We start from the raw sequence: 15,839 nt of genomic DNA, 5'->3' as shown, positions 1-15,839 counted from the left end.
TTTTACATCTTAAAATACCATCGAAATAAAAAAATGAAAAAATTACGCAACCTCCATAAACAGAGATGTTAAAGTCATTTTTTGGTCACTATATTATCATGATTATAAAAAATAGTTAATTATTTATTTCGCTTTTATCTTGGTATACTTTTCGCTGCAATATTGGTACTTGAAAAATATTAATTATGGTGAACGTAAATATGCAAGCTATCAATCAGAAAACAGCTATGGAGTATTTAAAATTTTTCTACCCCCCTCTTCGAAACGAAATCACACAATTGTCTTCACAGGATAATTTTGCAGGGGTTATTCAGGCAACGATTAATTATTTAAAAAGACTTTTACAGGAATCGAAAGTCAACATCATTGCCCATCATATTAAACTTATGGATATGATCTATAAAAATGGTGATTCTTATGTACAAAGCATCATCGAAAACATCTTTGTAAGATCTTTTGAAAGCTTTAAGAAACACGGAAAAATCCAACATTGGAAGCTTCTTTATCAAAATATGCCTGTAACTTTTCAGGTGATCTACAACGATCAGCGAAAACAGGACAGGATGTTTTTTGGAAAATAATAGTTAGTATAAAGAGTTTCGGCGGCACCTTTGGTGCCGCCGAAACTCTTATTAATTCTTTTCACTAAAAGCCGTTGTTATAGTTTGCAGTTCGCTTTTATTCATCTTTGAAGACTTCTCTAGCTTCGCCGTAAACGTCGCCACTTCTTCCGCTGTGGAAGGACAACCAAGATTATCCCCTTTTGGATCGAAAGAATCGGTAAGAACTTCCCCTTTCGGATTTAAAACCAGCCAAAACGGAAGTCCTGCATTCTCACCTTTATATTTATTCATGATCTCCTGACCTCCCGGATTTTCAAGTTTTTTCTTATCTCCCATTTCCTGAACATCAAGATAAGCGGTAACAAATTTCTTTTCAAAAATAGGCTTAGTTTCCGGAAGATTCATATTCTTTTCCATCACATGGCACCATTTACACCATGATGCATGAAAAACAAGAAGTACATTTTTATTTTTTGCTTTTGCTTCAGCAAGTGCTTTGTTCAAAACCACGTCAGCTTTTTCCTGAGCAAAGTTTAATTGAAAAAGGAATAATCCCAGTATTACAAGTATTTTAGAAAACTTCATATAATTTTGTTTTTTGGTTTAAAGTGATACGAATGTAAGATTTTTTATTCTTAAAATAAAATTCCCCTCGCTTACGCTCGGGGAATACAAAATATAACTTGATAAAGGATAGATTTTTAAGGATTTTGCTCATATCCGGCTATCTGAACCTGGTTCAGTGGAATCTGATACAAATAATCGTTGGTGGTAATTGTAAAATTGTAATTGTTCGCGGCAGCAGCAGCGTTGATGACACTTACACCGATATTCCATCTTACCAGATCATGCCAATATACCCCTTCTCCTGCAAACTCTGATCTTCTTTCTCTTCTCAAAGCCGTTGTAAAATCTGCTGATGAAATGGATGTGGAAAGAGGGGCAAGACCTGCTCTCTGGCGGATTCTGTTCAGTTGAGGAACAGCAAGCGCTGTACTTCCCTCATAATTTAAAACTTCTGCGTACATTAAAATCACATCGGCATATCGAATAACCGGGAAATTGATTGGCCAATCGTAACGGTTACTGATTACCAATCCAGGTTCACGAAATTTAATAAAATAATTAGCGTTATCCGGCTGACCATTGGCTGCAATAAATGAAGTTTTTATGGTAAGGTTTTTTCTTAAATCACCTGCTTCGTAAGAATTTATCAATGATGTAGAAACCCCCAACTCGGCAGAACTGTAAAGACTGCTCTGTGCATTGTAAAGTGGGTCATTTACCCCAAAGTTTGGTGATACATAACTTGGCAAGTAAGATCCCTGAGATACTCCCCCACTGATGTGCTGGATTTCGAAAAGGTGATACTTATTGTCGTTCGCACTTTTGAAAAGATCTGCATAATTGGGTGCAAAAGTTACATATTGCCCTTCCACCTGAATCACCGCAGATAAGTGCACTTTGGCTTTGGTAAGATAAGAGCTGTTGTTTAAAGGATAACCATATCCTGTAAGATACATTCTTCCCAACATGGCATGAGCCGCTGATTTGGTGATTCTTCCTTTATTTTTGGTATCGTAGGTGTCTTTTAAACCTGCAACCGATGCTTCAATTTCTGATGTGATAAAATTATACAAAGTTTGAAGATCAGTTCTGGGAACCGCAGCCGCTTCCGTTGGCGTCATAGGATGATCGATCAAAGGAACTTTTCCGAACATTCTCATTAACTCAAAATAAGCATATGCTCTTAAAAATTTAGTTTCTGCACGGTACTGCTCTTTCGTTGCGTTGTCAGCAAAAGGAACCTCATCAATTCTTGCTAAAATATTATTGGCATAACTCACCAATTGATAGGCATCATCCCAAAGAATTGCCACCTCCTCGGTAGAAGAAGTATCCTGAAAACGGTTGATGGCAAAATAATCTCTGTTCCCGTTTTGAGAAATAGCGTTGAAGTTATTCGAACGAACCTCTGACGCCAAAAGGTAGAAATTTACATCATACCCACCTCTTGAAGAAGAATTGATCATCGCAGAATAAACTCCGGACACCGCCTGCTGAATTTGTAATTCTGTAGTGTAAAAAGATGTTTGTGTGATATTATTTTCAGGTTCGAGCATCAAATCTTTTTCACAGCTCATCGCTGACATTGTCAACGCTCCAAAAATCAAAGCTTTGCCTAACGTTTTAAAATTCAGTGGTAAAATAAATTTATTTTTAATATATATTGTTTTCATTGTCATAAAATTAGAAGTTAAAGTTTAAGCCCATCATATAGACTTTTGCATTAGGATATGCTCCGTAATCGGTTCCGTCTGACTGTACAGATTCCGGATTATAACCACCATAATAGTGATCTTTTCTCCAAACATTTTCTAAGCTCACATAGAGTCTTAGGTTTGAAATTTTAAGTTTTTGACTTACTTCTTTATCAAAAGTATACCCAAGCGTAATGTTTTTCAACTGAATATAAGTAGCATCATACAACCATCTTGTATCCAGCAAACCTCCTGTAGTACCATCCAGTCTCGGTGTTTTTCCATCTCCCGGTTCCGCATCAGAACGCCAACGGTTTGCCCAGTTCCCCATCACATTTTGAGTAGTTCCCATACTTGTACGGTCGATTGCTCTACCCAATAATGCATAACTGTAACCTCCTTTCTGCCCTTGGAAAAATACCGACAAATCGAAATTTTTATACGAGAATGTATTGGTAAAGCCCCAGTAATAATCGGGAGTCGGCCCACCGATGATATGGCGGTCGTTCTCATCAATTTTTCCGTCACCATTTACATCTTTATATTTAACGTCACCTGCAATCGCTCCGACTGTTTTTGCAACACCTGCATTGGCGATATCAGCACTTGAAAGCACCCCGATTGCTTCATATAGATAGAAGGAATTAAGCTCTTCTCCCACCATAATAATATTGGTAAGATCACTGAAACCTGTCGGAATTGGCTTGTTATTATTTCCTAACTGTGTAACTTTGTTATTATTAAATGCAATATTAGCCGAAGTATTCCACTTGAATGCGCCTACTAAGTTTCTTGTATTTAAATCTAATTCTAATCCGGTATTTCTTACAGAACCCACATTTCTCCAAATCGTATTATATCCGGTAACTGAAGCAATAGGCTCCTGAAGAAGAAGGTCGTTGGTATTTTTGATGTAATAGTCTGCAGTGAAATCGATTCTTTTAAATAAACCTACTTCCAAACCGAAATCAGAAGATTTTGTTTTTTCCCAAGTAAGATCAGGGTTTGCAATGGTATTTGGAACTAAACCTGTAGAAACTGAGCCACCAAACGAGTAATTACCACCCGTAAGGGTTCCGAACGCCCTGTAATCTCCGATGGAATTGTTTCCGTTTTCACCCCAACTATATCTTAGTTTCAAATTGCTCAGCCAAGTTTGATCTTGTAAAAACTCTTCTTTATCGATTTTCCAACCTCCACCGAATGCGGCAAATGTTCCGTAAAGATTATTCCATCCAAATCTTGAAGATCCGTCTCTACGAATACTCGCAGAAAGCATATATTTACCTTTATAATTGTAGTTTACACGCCCAAACATGGAAATCAGCATCCATTCTGAAGCGGTATATTCTGAGTTTAAAACAGCCACCGACTGCGTGAAGTTAAATGTTTTTAAATCATCATTAGGCAAACCTCTGTTTCTGTTGTATTGAGTTGTTGTTCTGTAATTTTCAGCACTGTATCCTGCGATAGCATCAAACTCATGACTTCCAAAAGATTTTTTATAGCTTAATAAACCTTCTCCTAAATACCTGTTGTAGTTCACCGTTCTTCTGCTTCCGATACTTACCTGCCCCGGAACGTTGGTAATTAAGTTAAACGTTGGGGTATAACCTGTGTTTGTATTGAAGTTGTTGGTTGCTCCTCCTGATAATTTAAAATTCAAACCCGGTAAAATATCATATGAAACATACAAGCTTGATAATAATCTGAATTCATTGGTATCATTGGTTGTGTTTTCCATTAACCCAATCGGACTTTGAGTAGAACCCGCCCATCTGTATTGTAAATTTTTCCAGAAATTGGTATACAAACCAGCGCTTAGCTCGGCAACAGGAACCATCGATAACATTTTGTGAGCAGTGTTGTCTTTTCCGTCCACAGTAGCTCCATAGCTTTTGGAGTAACTTGGTCGTAAGGTAACCCCTGCTTTTAATTTATCTGAAAGATTTACATCAATCGCTGCACTCAAATTAAATCTATTGAAACCTGTATTGATTGCCAAACCTTCCTGATCAAAATAAGCTCCCGAAATAGCATATTTTATCCCTTTACCTCCTCCTCTTACCGCAAGCTGATAATTCTGAATAGCAGCCGGACGATAGAACTCGTCCTGCCAGTCAATGTATGCCACCTGATTGGTTCCCCATCGCGGATCGATCATATAATTGATATTGGCTAAGTTGTAATCTGTTGTGTTGGCAAGATTAAAATACTGTGCTCTTTTTTCATAACTGTCTGAAGCCGAATTCCCGGGAGCTAAAGCTACCCATCTTTTGTTGATCGCTTCAGTTGCAAAATCAATCCACTCTGAACTTGTCATGATATCGAGTTTTTTCTCGATCGTCTGAACTCCGTAATATTGAGAAAAGCTGAAAGTTGGTTTCCCTGAAGCCCCTTTTTTAGTGGTAATAATCACGACCCCGTTTGAACCTCTTGATCCGTACATCGCTGTAGAAGCAGCATCTTTAAGTACTTCAATCGATTGCACATCATCCGGAGAAATATTCGCCATATCATCCACTACCATTCCATCTACCACGTAAACCGGTGAATTACTCGCCGAAATCGATGCAGTACCACGTACTCTAATCTCCAATGGTTCACCTGGTTTCCCTGAAGTAGCACGTGTTTTAACTCCCGCAATCTGGCCTGTTAATGCCTGATCGACTCTTGCAATAGGACGGTCTTTAAAGCTTCCGGCATTCACTTTACCTACAGCACCTGTAACCTCTCCTTTTTTCTGACTTCCATAAGCAATAACAACAACCTCTTCGATATCTTTAGTCTTATCCGATTTTATACTATCCTTGGCTGTACCGATAGTTTGCTTTTCCTGTGCGAAAATAGAACCTGTGGTACTTAACAAAATACCTAAAGCCACTATAGATTTCTTCATTCTATGATTCGTGATTATTAATTGTTAAAAATTTACTTGTATCCTTTGTGTGAACAAAACGTAAGAAATACTTAATCTAAAAAGACATGATATTTCTCATATTTTATTTCATAAAAGTATAGTTCTCGAAAATTTCTGCTATCCTGTAGTAACCTGTTAATATTCTCTTTTTAGAGAAATAAAAACACATAAACAATTAAAAGTCAAACAAATAAACCATTGCAAATACACCTATCCGAAACTATCAATAATTATAAAGCAAAAGCTTAATAAATAGAATCACATCCTTCTGAAATTCAACAACATAAAATACAATCCAGAGTTTCAATCTCAGAAAAAATTGAACATAAAAAAACCGCCGAAAATCTTAGATTTTCGGCGGTTTAGAGTTATTTATTGTTGTTCAATACTTACTTCACTTCTTCGAAGTCTGCATCTTGTACATCTTCTGCACCTGCATTTCCAGCATTCTGAGCTCCTGCATCTGCACCTTGAGCACCTTGTCCCTGTGCATACATCTCTTCTGAAGCTGCCATCCAAGCTGCATCTAAAGCTTCTGTTTTAGCTTTCACTTCATCACCATTTTTAGCTTCGAAAGCTGCTTTCAATTCCGTGTGAGCTGTTTCGATCGCTGCTTTTTTATCAGCAGATAATTTATCACCAAACTCTTTCAATTGTTTTTCAGTCTGGAAGATCAATCCGTCAGCTTTGTTGAAGATTTCAACTTCTTCTTTTCTCTTGTTATCAGCTGCAGAATTTTCCTGAGCTTCTTTCTTCATTCTTTCGATTTCTTCGTCAGAAAGACCAGAAGATGCCTGAATTTTAATAGACTGCTCTTTACCAGTTCCTTTATCTTTAGCAGAAACACTTAGGATACCATTCGCATCAATGTCGAAAGTTACTTCAATTTGAGGAACTCCTCTTTGTGCTGGTGGAATATCTGTTAAATCAAATCTTCCGATTTCTTTATTATCGTTGAACATTGGTCTTTCTCCCTGTCCTACTCTGATGCTTACAGCAGGCTGATTGTCAGAAGCTGTAGAGAATACCTCAGATTTTTTAGTTGGGATTGTTGTGTTCGCTTCAATTAATTTAGTGAAAACAGAACCCATTGTTTCGATCCCTAAAGAAAGTGGAGTAACATCTAATAAAAGAACGTCTTTTACATCACCTGTCAATACACCTCCTTGAATCGCTGCACCAATTGCTACAACCTCATCCGGGTTAACCCCTTTTGAAGGTTTTTTACCGAAGAATTTTTCTACTTCTTCCTGGATGATTGGGATTCTTGTAGAACCTCCTACCAAGATTACTTCGTCGATATCTGAAGTTGATAAACCTGCATCTTTCAATGCTTTAGCAACAGGTTCCATAGATCTTCTTACTAGATCTGCAGATAATTGCTCGAATTTAGCTTTAGTTAAAGTCTTCACTAAGTGTTTAGGACCTGTAGCTGTAGCTGTAATATATGGAAGGTTGATTTCCGTTTGTGGAGAAGAAGATAATTCAATTTTAGCTTTTTCAGCCGCTTCTTTCAATCTTTGTAATGCAATTGCATCAGATTTTAATTCTACTCCTTCTTCAGCTTTGAATTCGTCTGCCATCCAGTTGATGATGACATCATCAAAGTCATCACCTCCTAAGTGCGTATCACCGTTTGTAGACAATACTTCGAATACACCATCACCTAAATCTAGGATAGAGATATCGAAAGTACCACCACCAAGGTCATACACAGCGATTTTTTGATCTTTATGAGCCTTATCCAAACCGTAAGCTAACGCAGCAGCAGTTGGCTCGTTGATAATTCTTTCTACTTTAAGACCTGCGATTTCACCAGCTTCTTTAGTAGCTTGTCTTTGCGCATCATTGAAGTATGCAGGAACAGTGATTACCGCTCTTGTTACTTCCTGACCAAGATAATCTTCAGCAGTTTTCTTCATTTTCTGAAGCGTCATTGCAGAAATTTCTTGTGGAGTATATTCTCTATCGTCAATTTTTACTTTTACAGTATCGTTTGGCCCAGAAACTACTTCATAAGGTACTCTTGAAATTTCTTTCGCATCTTCTTTGAAGTGAGTTCCGATAAATCTTTTAATAGAATATACCGTTTTCTTTGGGTTAGTTACCGCTTGTCTTTTTGCAGGATCTCCTACTTTTCTTTCTCCGTCTTCTGTAAATGCTACAATAGAAGGAGTCGTTCTTTTACCTTCAGCATTAGGAATAACAACAGGGTCTTTACCCTCCATTACAGCAACACAAGAGTTGGTTGTTCCTAAGTCAATTCCAATTATTTTACTCATAATATTTATATTTTTTCTAATTTTTAAAATTAATTTACACTCTCAATTTCTCAATATCTGTACCATTTGCATTCATGTGACAAAATGACACAATACAAGATAAAGAGACCAGTTCATAGTAATAAAACTACACTATTCAAGACAGTTTTGACATTAACCTGTATAAAAATTAATCAAAGTTTAACCTGTATTATAGGGATCATAATCTCCTGAATTATTATTTTTGATAAAATATAAACCAGAGAATGTCATTACACTTTAATCCAAGAGATATTACATGGCTTGCCTTCAACGAAAGAGTATTACAGGAAGCTATGGACGAAAACGTACCTTTACATTTAAGAATCCGCTTTTTAGGAATTTTTTCTAATAATTTAGATGAATTTTTCAGAGTACGTGTAGCAGGATTAAAACGTGCAATGGACTTTAAAGAGAAGGTAATCGCCGAGTCGTTCTACCAACCTCCTTCAAAAATCCTCCAGAGAATTAATGACATTGTTATAAGACATCAGCAGAATTTTGATAAAACCTGGAAAAAAATTCAGCTTGAAATGGCTGATCATAAAGTTTTCATTAAAACCGCAAAAAACTTAACGGCAAAACAAAAAGAATTTGTCAGAAATTATTTTGATGAAGTCGTAGAAGCCAATGTTATTCCTATTCTTCTTCATGAAAATACACCAATGCCTTATATGAGAGACAAAAGTCTTTATTTGGGGGTTGCGATGAGAAAAAAAGACTGGCAATATTCAAGCAATTATGCCATTATTGAAATTCCGTCAAGATTTGTAGGAAGATTTCTTTTGCTTCCAACGGAAGATCCTGAGGAAAAAGACGTCATGTTGTTAGAAGACGTTATTACATTCAACTTACCACACATTTTCTCTTATTTTGGATATGATGAGTTTTCTGCCAATGCTTTTAAAGTAACTAAAGATGCTGAATTGGATCTTGATAATGACATCCGAACGAATTTCGCAGAAAAAATTGAAAAAGGATTAAAGAACAGAAGAAAAGGAAAACCTACCCGTTTCGTTTTTGATAAAGATATGGATAAAGCCCTTCTGGAAATGCTTATCCGAAAATTGAACTTAACGAAGAAAGACAGTATTATTCCGGGAGGAAAGATTCATAATTTCAAGCATTTTATGGATTTTCCGGATGTTTTTGAAAAATACGAAAGACCTGTAGAAAGAACTTCTTTCATGCATCCTGCTTTTGAACATGGAGAAAGAGTAACAGATGTGATTTTGAAACATGATGTTCTCCTTACTTTCCCTTATCATAAATACAATCCTGTAATCGATCTTCTGCGTGAAGCTGCGATGGATCCGGATGTAAAATCAATTCAGATTACTGCTTATCGTTTGGCAAGCAGCTCAAAAATCATCAATGCGTTGATCAATGCTGCCAGAAATGGTAAAGAAGTAACGGTTATGCTTGAACTTCAGGCAAGATTTGATGAAGAATCCAATTTAGAGTGGAAAGAAATGCTGGAACCGGAAGGAATCACGGTTTTGGTAGGAATTCCGGATAAGAAAGTACATGCAAAATTGTGCGTTATCAAAAAAAGAGCCCATAATAAAACGATTCAATACGGATTTATAAGTACGGGTAACTTTAACGAAAAAACGGCAAGAATCTACGGAGATCATCTCATCATGACTTCTGACAGAGGAGTAATGGCAGATATCAATAAAGTTTTTAATGTACTGAGAAAGCCGAAGGAAGACTATCTTACTGTATTAAAAACCTGTAAAAACCTTTTGGTTTGTCCTCAGTTTATGCGTGAAAAAATCATTCACCATATTGATAAAGAGATAGAAGAAGCTAAAGCAGGAAAAAAGGCAGAAATAATCATTAAAGCCAATTCGGTAAGCGACCGTATTCTTATTATGAAGCTTTATGATGCCGCCAACGCAGGCGTTGTGGTAAAAATGATTGTAAGAGGAATTTACTGTGCTGTCAACCAAAAAGACTTCAAAGAAAAAATAAAAGCCATCAGTATTGTAGACGAGTACCTGGAACATGCAAGAGTGATGTATTTCTATAATAAAGGTTCGGAAGATTTATACATTTCTTCTGCCGACTGGATGACCAGAAACCTTGATTACAGAATAGAAGCAGCGGCAAAAATCACTGATAAAAGTTTAAAAACCGAATTGAAAGACATTCTTGATATTCAGCTGCGTGATAATGTAAAAGCAAGAATATTAGACAAAAAACTGAGCAACGAATACATCCGAAATAATAAAGAGGAATGCCGTTCTCAGGTAGAAACCTATAAATATCTAAAAGCAAAGGCTACAAAAAAGTAATTGTTCACTAAAATCTTTGCTTTAAATGGGAAGTAATAATATATTTTTGTAAATTCAATTCATTAACTGAAATTTAATAAAAATCCGTACGAACATAATGATCATCGCAGCGATAGACATAGGAAGTAATGCAGCCCGACTTTTAATAAACGAAGTAAAAACTCAGCAGAAAGAGCCTGAATTCATCAAGCTTAATCTTCTCAGGATTCCTTTGAGATTAGGTATGGATGTTTTCACTATGGGAAAAATTGGCGCGGAGAGAGAAAAAATGGTTCTCGATTCCATGAAAATTTTCAGCGATTTGATGAGGATTTACAATGTGCAGCATTACAGAGCATGTGCAACCAGTGCCATGCGCGACGCTGCAAACGGACAGGATATTATAAAAGAAGTAAAAGAAACTTCGGGAATTGATATTGAAATTATCTCAGGCGATGAAGAGGCTACTCTCATCTATGAAAACCATGTTGCAGAGGGACTCGACAAAAATTTCGCTTACCTCTATGTAGACGTTGGAGGGGGTTCTACCGAACTTACATTCTATGAAAATGGCAGAATGATGTATGAAAAATCATTCAATATTGGAACGATACGTCTTCTGAACGATTTGGTGACAGAAGCGAATTGGAAAGAAATGAAAGAGGAAATAAAAGCCAATATTGTAAGTAAAAAACCTATTGTTGCTATTGGTTCCGGTGGAAACATCAATAAAGTATTTTCTTTAAGCAAAACCAAAGACGGAAAGCCTATGTCAGCTTCTTATTTGAAAAAGGCTTACAAAGAATTTGCAGGACTTACGATAGATGAAAGAATGACCCAATACAATTTAAGACAGGATCGTGCAGATGTTTTGGTTCATGCATTGAAAATCTTTAATAATGTCATGTCGTGGTCGGATATCAACCGTATTTTCGTTCCTAAAATATCTGTTGCAGATGGACTTATCCATAATATTTACAGTAAATTACATACTAAATAATTAATTTTAAAATACATAAATTATAAAACCAGTCATTTTTTTTGACTGGTTTTTTATTTCTACACACGATCACAAGACCGTCATTCTGACGACGGAAAAATCTTCTCCGGAAATTTCCCAAAAATAAAAATGATTAAATTTTCTAAAAAAATTAAAGTAAAGCCCGATCAGTAAACGTCATTAAGAAAAACAACGAAAATGGACACACTCAAAATAATTCTAACGGGAGCAACAGGAATGGTAGGGGAAGGAGTTTTAATGGAATGTCTTGAAAACCCCAATATATCAGAAATATTAAGCGTAAGCAGAAAACCATCCGGAAAGAAACACGCAAAACTTAAAGAATACATTGTTTCAGACTTTTTAACAATCGATATGAATGACGAAAATCTGAAAGGCTATGATGCTGTTTTCTTCTGTGCAGGAATCAGCAGTGTAGGAATGAGTGAAGAAGAATATATTAAAACGACTTATGACGTAACCTTACATTTCGCAAAGGTAGTTTTAAACCAAAACCCGAATATGGTCTTCAATTATGTTTCAGGAGCTCATACCGACAGTACAGAAAGCGGAAAAATAATGTGGGCAAGAGTAAAAGGTAAAACAGAGAACGCTTTAAAAAAGCTGGGATTAAAAGCCGCGTACAATTTACGCCCCGGATTCATGAAACCTGTTGAGGGTCAAGAAAATGTAAAATGGTTCTTTAAACCTTTTATTTGGTTGTTTCCTGTTTTTTTACCGTCAAAATCATTAACTTTACACGAAGTGGGGAGAGCAATGATCAATGCCGTAAAAAAAGGATACCCAACTTCAACATTAGAAATTAGAGACATTAAAAATCTAGCGGTATGAAAGATATGTTAAAAAGAATTTTCCTGGTTATCTTTGTATTACTTGTTCTGACGGCTATTTCAGGCTTTTTTTTCATGCAGAAGCATCCATTGGGAGGACAGCAGCCTGTAACCAAAAGCCTTACTCCATCAGGACAAACAGTAAAGTAGTACAATTATTTCCCTATATTATATCATACTATCTCTACGGGTATGTTTATCTTTCTTGTGATCTTATTACCACTACTTTTCGCCCACTACAATTACCTATTTATTAAACATTTATTAAAATTACCTTAAAATGTTTGCAAAGTAGAAACTTCATTTTTGCATAAACTTAATATAAGTAAAAATGATTAATAACTACTTGTTAAAAGGTTCTGTAATTGCCGCATTTTTTCTTCAGGGAAATCTTTTCGGACAGACCTCTCTTATTCACTACTGGAATTTTAATAACAATACTTCTGCTGCCACCATCACTGCACCGACTTCTACATTAATTGGAGGTTCAATGGCTGTATTTGTAGGCGGAACTACTGAAATCGATTTCGCAGGGGGAACAGGACAAAATTTCAACGTTGACAATTTAAATGCCAGAAACGGAGATGCTTCAGGAACCCATTTAAGATATAATATTCCCATTGGAGGTAATTTACAATTCAATCTACCAACAACAGGATACAATAATGTAGTTGTAAAATTCACAACAAGAAGATCCGGTTCGGGAGCAGGAACTCAAACCTGGAGCTATTCGATTGACGGAACGACGTTTTTACCGTACCAAACGGTTTCTCCGCTGGATGCAAACCCTCAGTTAATTACATTTGATTTTTCTGCAATTACAGGAGTTGCCAACAACCCTAATTTCAAACTTAAAGTTGAATTTGCTGCAGGAGCAGGAGGAACGGTAGGAAACAACCGTTTTGATAACTTCACAGTAGATGCTACAGCGGTAAGCGGAGCTGACACCACCCCACCCACCGTAGCTTATCTTCCTACAAACAACACAAATAATGCTTCTACTACTGTAAACCCTACCATCACTTTTAATGAAAATGTACGGTTAACAGACAACTCAACGATCAACGATTCTAATGCACAAACGCTTGTAGATTTCCGTCTTGGAAATGCTTCAGGTACACAAGTTCCCTTCACCACTACTTTTTCTAACAACAAGATCACAGTAATCCCTACTTCAGGATTAGTTCCTAACCAGACTTATTATTTGGCTTTAAAACCGAATATGGTAGAAGATACAAGTGATAATGCTGTGACGACATCAACTTCAACAACGTTTACAACAGCTGGAACTTCAATTTCTTTAGATAAAAACTTTATTAAAGTAAATGAAAATGCAGGGACTTTAGCATTTAAGATTAATGTGACCAATCCTTCAGCTTCAACCGTTAATTTAGTTGTAAAACCGACACCGTTCAGCACCGCAAATAACAGTGATTTTACGTTAGCCAATCAAACGATTACTTTAACTCCATCAATGACAAGCTACACGGTAAACATTCCAATCATTGATGATACATTAGAAGAACAACAGGCTGAATATTTTGTGGTAAGTCTTGAAAATCCTGTCGGCGCGACGATTTCTGGTGACAATAATGCTACAATCTATATTGTGGATAATGATAAACCGGCACCCGTTCCTTCCAATCAAATTTCATTAAATTATATAGGAAGTTTTGACCCTTCAGGAACAAACAATAGTTCTACGGAAATTGTAGTTCATGATCCGACTTCCCAAAGATTATTTACCATTAGTTCAATTACTGATGTTTTTGATATTATTAATTTCAGTACTCCAACAACACCTAGTGTTGTAAGTACAATTAATATGGCTCCTTACGGTGGTATCACAAGTATTGCCGTGAAAAATGGAATCATTGCTGCCGCTTCTCCAAATACCAACCCGCAACTAAATGGCTCTGTGGTATTTTTTGATATTAACGGAACCTTTTTAAAGCAGGTGACTGTAGGCGCTTTACCGGATATGATTACTTTCTCGCCTGACGGAACAAAAGTAATTACTGCTAACGAAGGTGAACCTAATGATGCTTACACTGTAGATCCTGAAGGTTCTATAAGTATTATTGATATCTCAGGAGGAATCAACAACCTTACTCAGACTAATGTAACAACGCTTAACTTCAATGCTTTTGATTCTCAGGTGGCAGCTTTAACAGCAACCGGACTAAGAAAAGTAAGAACCAACAATACACTTTCTCAGGATCTGGAACCGGAATATGTGACTGTAAGTTCTGACAGCCAGAAAGCTTGGGTTACCCTTCAGGAAAATAATGCCATTGCAGAGATCAATTTAGCGACAAAAACAATTACCAGCATTTGGGGATTAGGTAAAAAAGATATGAACCTTCCTGGAAACGGTTTTGATGCATCAGATAATAATGGTGAAGTTTTAATTGCAAACTGGCCTGTAAAAGCCTATTATATGCCGGATGGGGTTCAAAACTTTAAAGTAGGAAGTACCAATTATCTTGTAACAGCAAACGAGGGTGATGAAAAGGATCTTTCAGGATTCAGTGAAAGAACAACAGTAGGTGCCAATGAGTACGCTATGGATGCAACACTTTTCCCTCAGTCTTCTATTTTAAAAGCTTCTTATAATTTGGGAAGATTCAGAGTGTCTAATGCAACAGGAAATACGGACGGAGATACCGACTTTGAAGAAATCGCAGCATTGGGAGCACGTTCGTTTTCCATTTTCAATACAGATACGAAACAGATCGTTTATGACAGTGGCGACAGATTTGAAAGATATATTGCTGCCAGTCATCCATTGATCTTCAATGCCGACAATGAAGCCAACGGAACTAAAACCCGAAGCCGTGCAAAAGGTCCGGAACCGGAAGGTGTAGCTTTGGGAACGATTGGAGGTCAAACGTATGCTTTCATCACATTGGAAAGAACTGGCGGTGTAATGGTTTATAACGTTACAGATCCGAGTAATCCTACTTTCACAGACTACAAACATTCCCGAACGACTTCAGCGTATGGCGGAGACAATGGCCCTGAAGGAATCATCTATATTGCCCCTGAAAATACGACTACAGGAAAAGGCTATGTAATCATTGCCAATGAGATCAGTGGTACATTATCGATGTATGAAATCAATTCTGCAACATTGGCAACTGGAGAAACAAAAATTGAGAAAGCAACGTTCAATGTATTCCCGAATCCGGTAACTAAAGGAAATACATTGTATTTCAACAGAGTTCAGGATTATGAATTATATGATATGTCCGGAAAGCTACTTGGAAAAGAGAAAAAAGCTTTGACCATCGATACATCTAAATTGAATACCGGAGTGTATTTAATTAAAACTTCAGAAGGTGAAGTGAAGAGAGTAATTGTAAAGTAGAATATCTTTAATTGAATGCTGTGAACTTACTTTATTAAGTGGATAAATAAAAACCGCAGAAATTTTCTGCGGTTTATTTTATTTTCTTATAAACTTTGTAAATAAGATATACTATTATAATTAGAAAAATAATAGCCAAAATTTGTAAAATAAATAAACTTAAACTGAATTCATTTATTATTTGCTCCATATTTTATAAATCTAACGGTATTAAAATTTATTTTTTCATCATATATTGAATTAATAATGCGAATATAATATTCTAAATATAATTTACCTCTTATTTTTTGAAATA

10 protein-coding genes are annotated in these 15,839 nt (G+C 36.3%); 6 read left to right on the top strand and 4 right to left on the bottom strand.

Annotation, left to right across the window (positions count from 1 at the left end; all coding sequences use genetic code 11):
* Nucleotides 1-185 precede the first annotated feature (185 nt).
* On the top strand, nt 186-581 hold the full coding sequence (locus tag RM51_RS07495) for a DUF7674 family protein (protein WP_039367047.1): 396 nt from the start codon (nt 186-188) through the stop codon (nt 579-581).
* Between the two features lie 51 nt (nt 582-632).
* Here RM51_RS07495 and RM51_RS07490 read toward each other — a convergent pair whose 3' ends face one another.
* From RM51_RS07490 to dnaK, 4 genes are all read right to left on the bottom strand, one after another.
* Complete coding sequence (locus tag RM51_RS07490) at nt 633-1,148, bottom strand: thioredoxin family protein (protein WP_039367042.1); 516 nt, start codon at nt 1,146-1,148, stop codon at nt 633-635.
* A gap of 116 nt (nt 1,149-1,264) precedes the next feature.
* Entirely contained in the window at nt 1,265-2,803 is a 1,539-nt protein-coding gene (locus tag RM51_RS07485) for a RagB/SusD family nutrient uptake outer membrane protein (RefSeq protein ID WP_039367033.1), read from the bottom strand.
* Nucleotides 2,804-2,813: 10 nt separating this feature from the next.
* Nucleotides 2,814-5,723, bottom strand: a complete 2,910-nt coding sequence (locus RM51_RS07480) for a SusC/RagA family TonB-linked outer membrane protein (protein ID WP_052248433.1) — start codon at nt 5,721-5,723, stop codon at nt 2,814-2,816.
* Between the two features lie 410 nt (nt 5,724-6,133).
* Entirely contained in the window at nt 6,134-8,026 is a 1,893-nt protein-coding gene (gene dnaK, locus RM51_RS07475; RefSeq protein ID WP_039367030.1) for a molecular chaperone DnaK, read from the bottom strand.
* A 245-nt stretch (nt 8,027-8,271) separates the two neighbouring features.
* Between dnaK and ppk1 the strand changes: the two genes are divergently transcribed.
* The 5 genes from ppk1 to RM51_RS07455 all read left to right on the top strand — a co-directional run bounded on the left by ppk1 (nt 8,272) and on the right by RM51_RS07455 (nt 15,544).
* The gene (gene ppk1 / locus RM51_RS07470; protein WP_039367028.1) at nt 8,272-10,344 is read left to right on the top strand and encodes a polyphosphate kinase 1; all 2,073 of its coding nucleotides are present in this window, start codon (nt 8,272-8,274) and stop codon (nt 10,342-10,344) included.
* A gap of 97 nt (nt 10,345-10,441) precedes the next feature.
* Complete coding sequence (locus RM51_RS07465) at nt 10,442-11,323, top strand: Ppx/GppA phosphatase family protein (protein ID WP_039367025.1); 882 nt, start codon at nt 10,442-10,444, stop codon at nt 11,321-11,323.
* Nucleotides 11,324-11,521: 198 nt separating this feature from the next.
* The gene (locus RM51_RS07460) at nt 11,522-12,175 is read left to right on the top strand and encodes an NAD-dependent epimerase/dehydratase family protein (protein WP_039367022.1); all 654 of its coding nucleotides are present in this window, start codon (nt 11,522-11,524) and stop codon (nt 12,173-12,175) included.
* Complete coding sequence (locus RM51_RS19465) at nt 12,172-12,324, top strand: hypothetical protein (protein ID WP_156122054.1); 153 nt, start codon at nt 12,172-12,174, stop codon at nt 12,322-12,324. The genes RM51_RS07460 and RM51_RS19465 overlap by 4 nt, the downstream gene beginning before the upstream one ends.
* 181 nt (nt 12,325-12,505) lie before the next feature.
* The gene (locus tag RM51_RS07455) at nt 12,506-15,544 is read left to right on the top strand and encodes a choice-of-anchor I family protein (protein WP_039367020.1); all 3,039 of its coding nucleotides are present in this window, start codon (nt 12,506-12,508) and stop codon (nt 15,542-15,544) included.
* Nucleotides 15,545-15,839: the final 295 nt, after the last annotated feature.

Origin of the sequence: Chryseobacterium taiwanense, assembly GCF_000813825.1 — a bacterium.
GTDB lineage: Bacteria > Bacteroidota > Bacteroidia > Flavobacteriales > Weeksellaceae > Chryseobacterium > Chryseobacterium taiwanense.
This window is presented reverse-complemented; position numbering and strand designations above follow the sequence as displayed.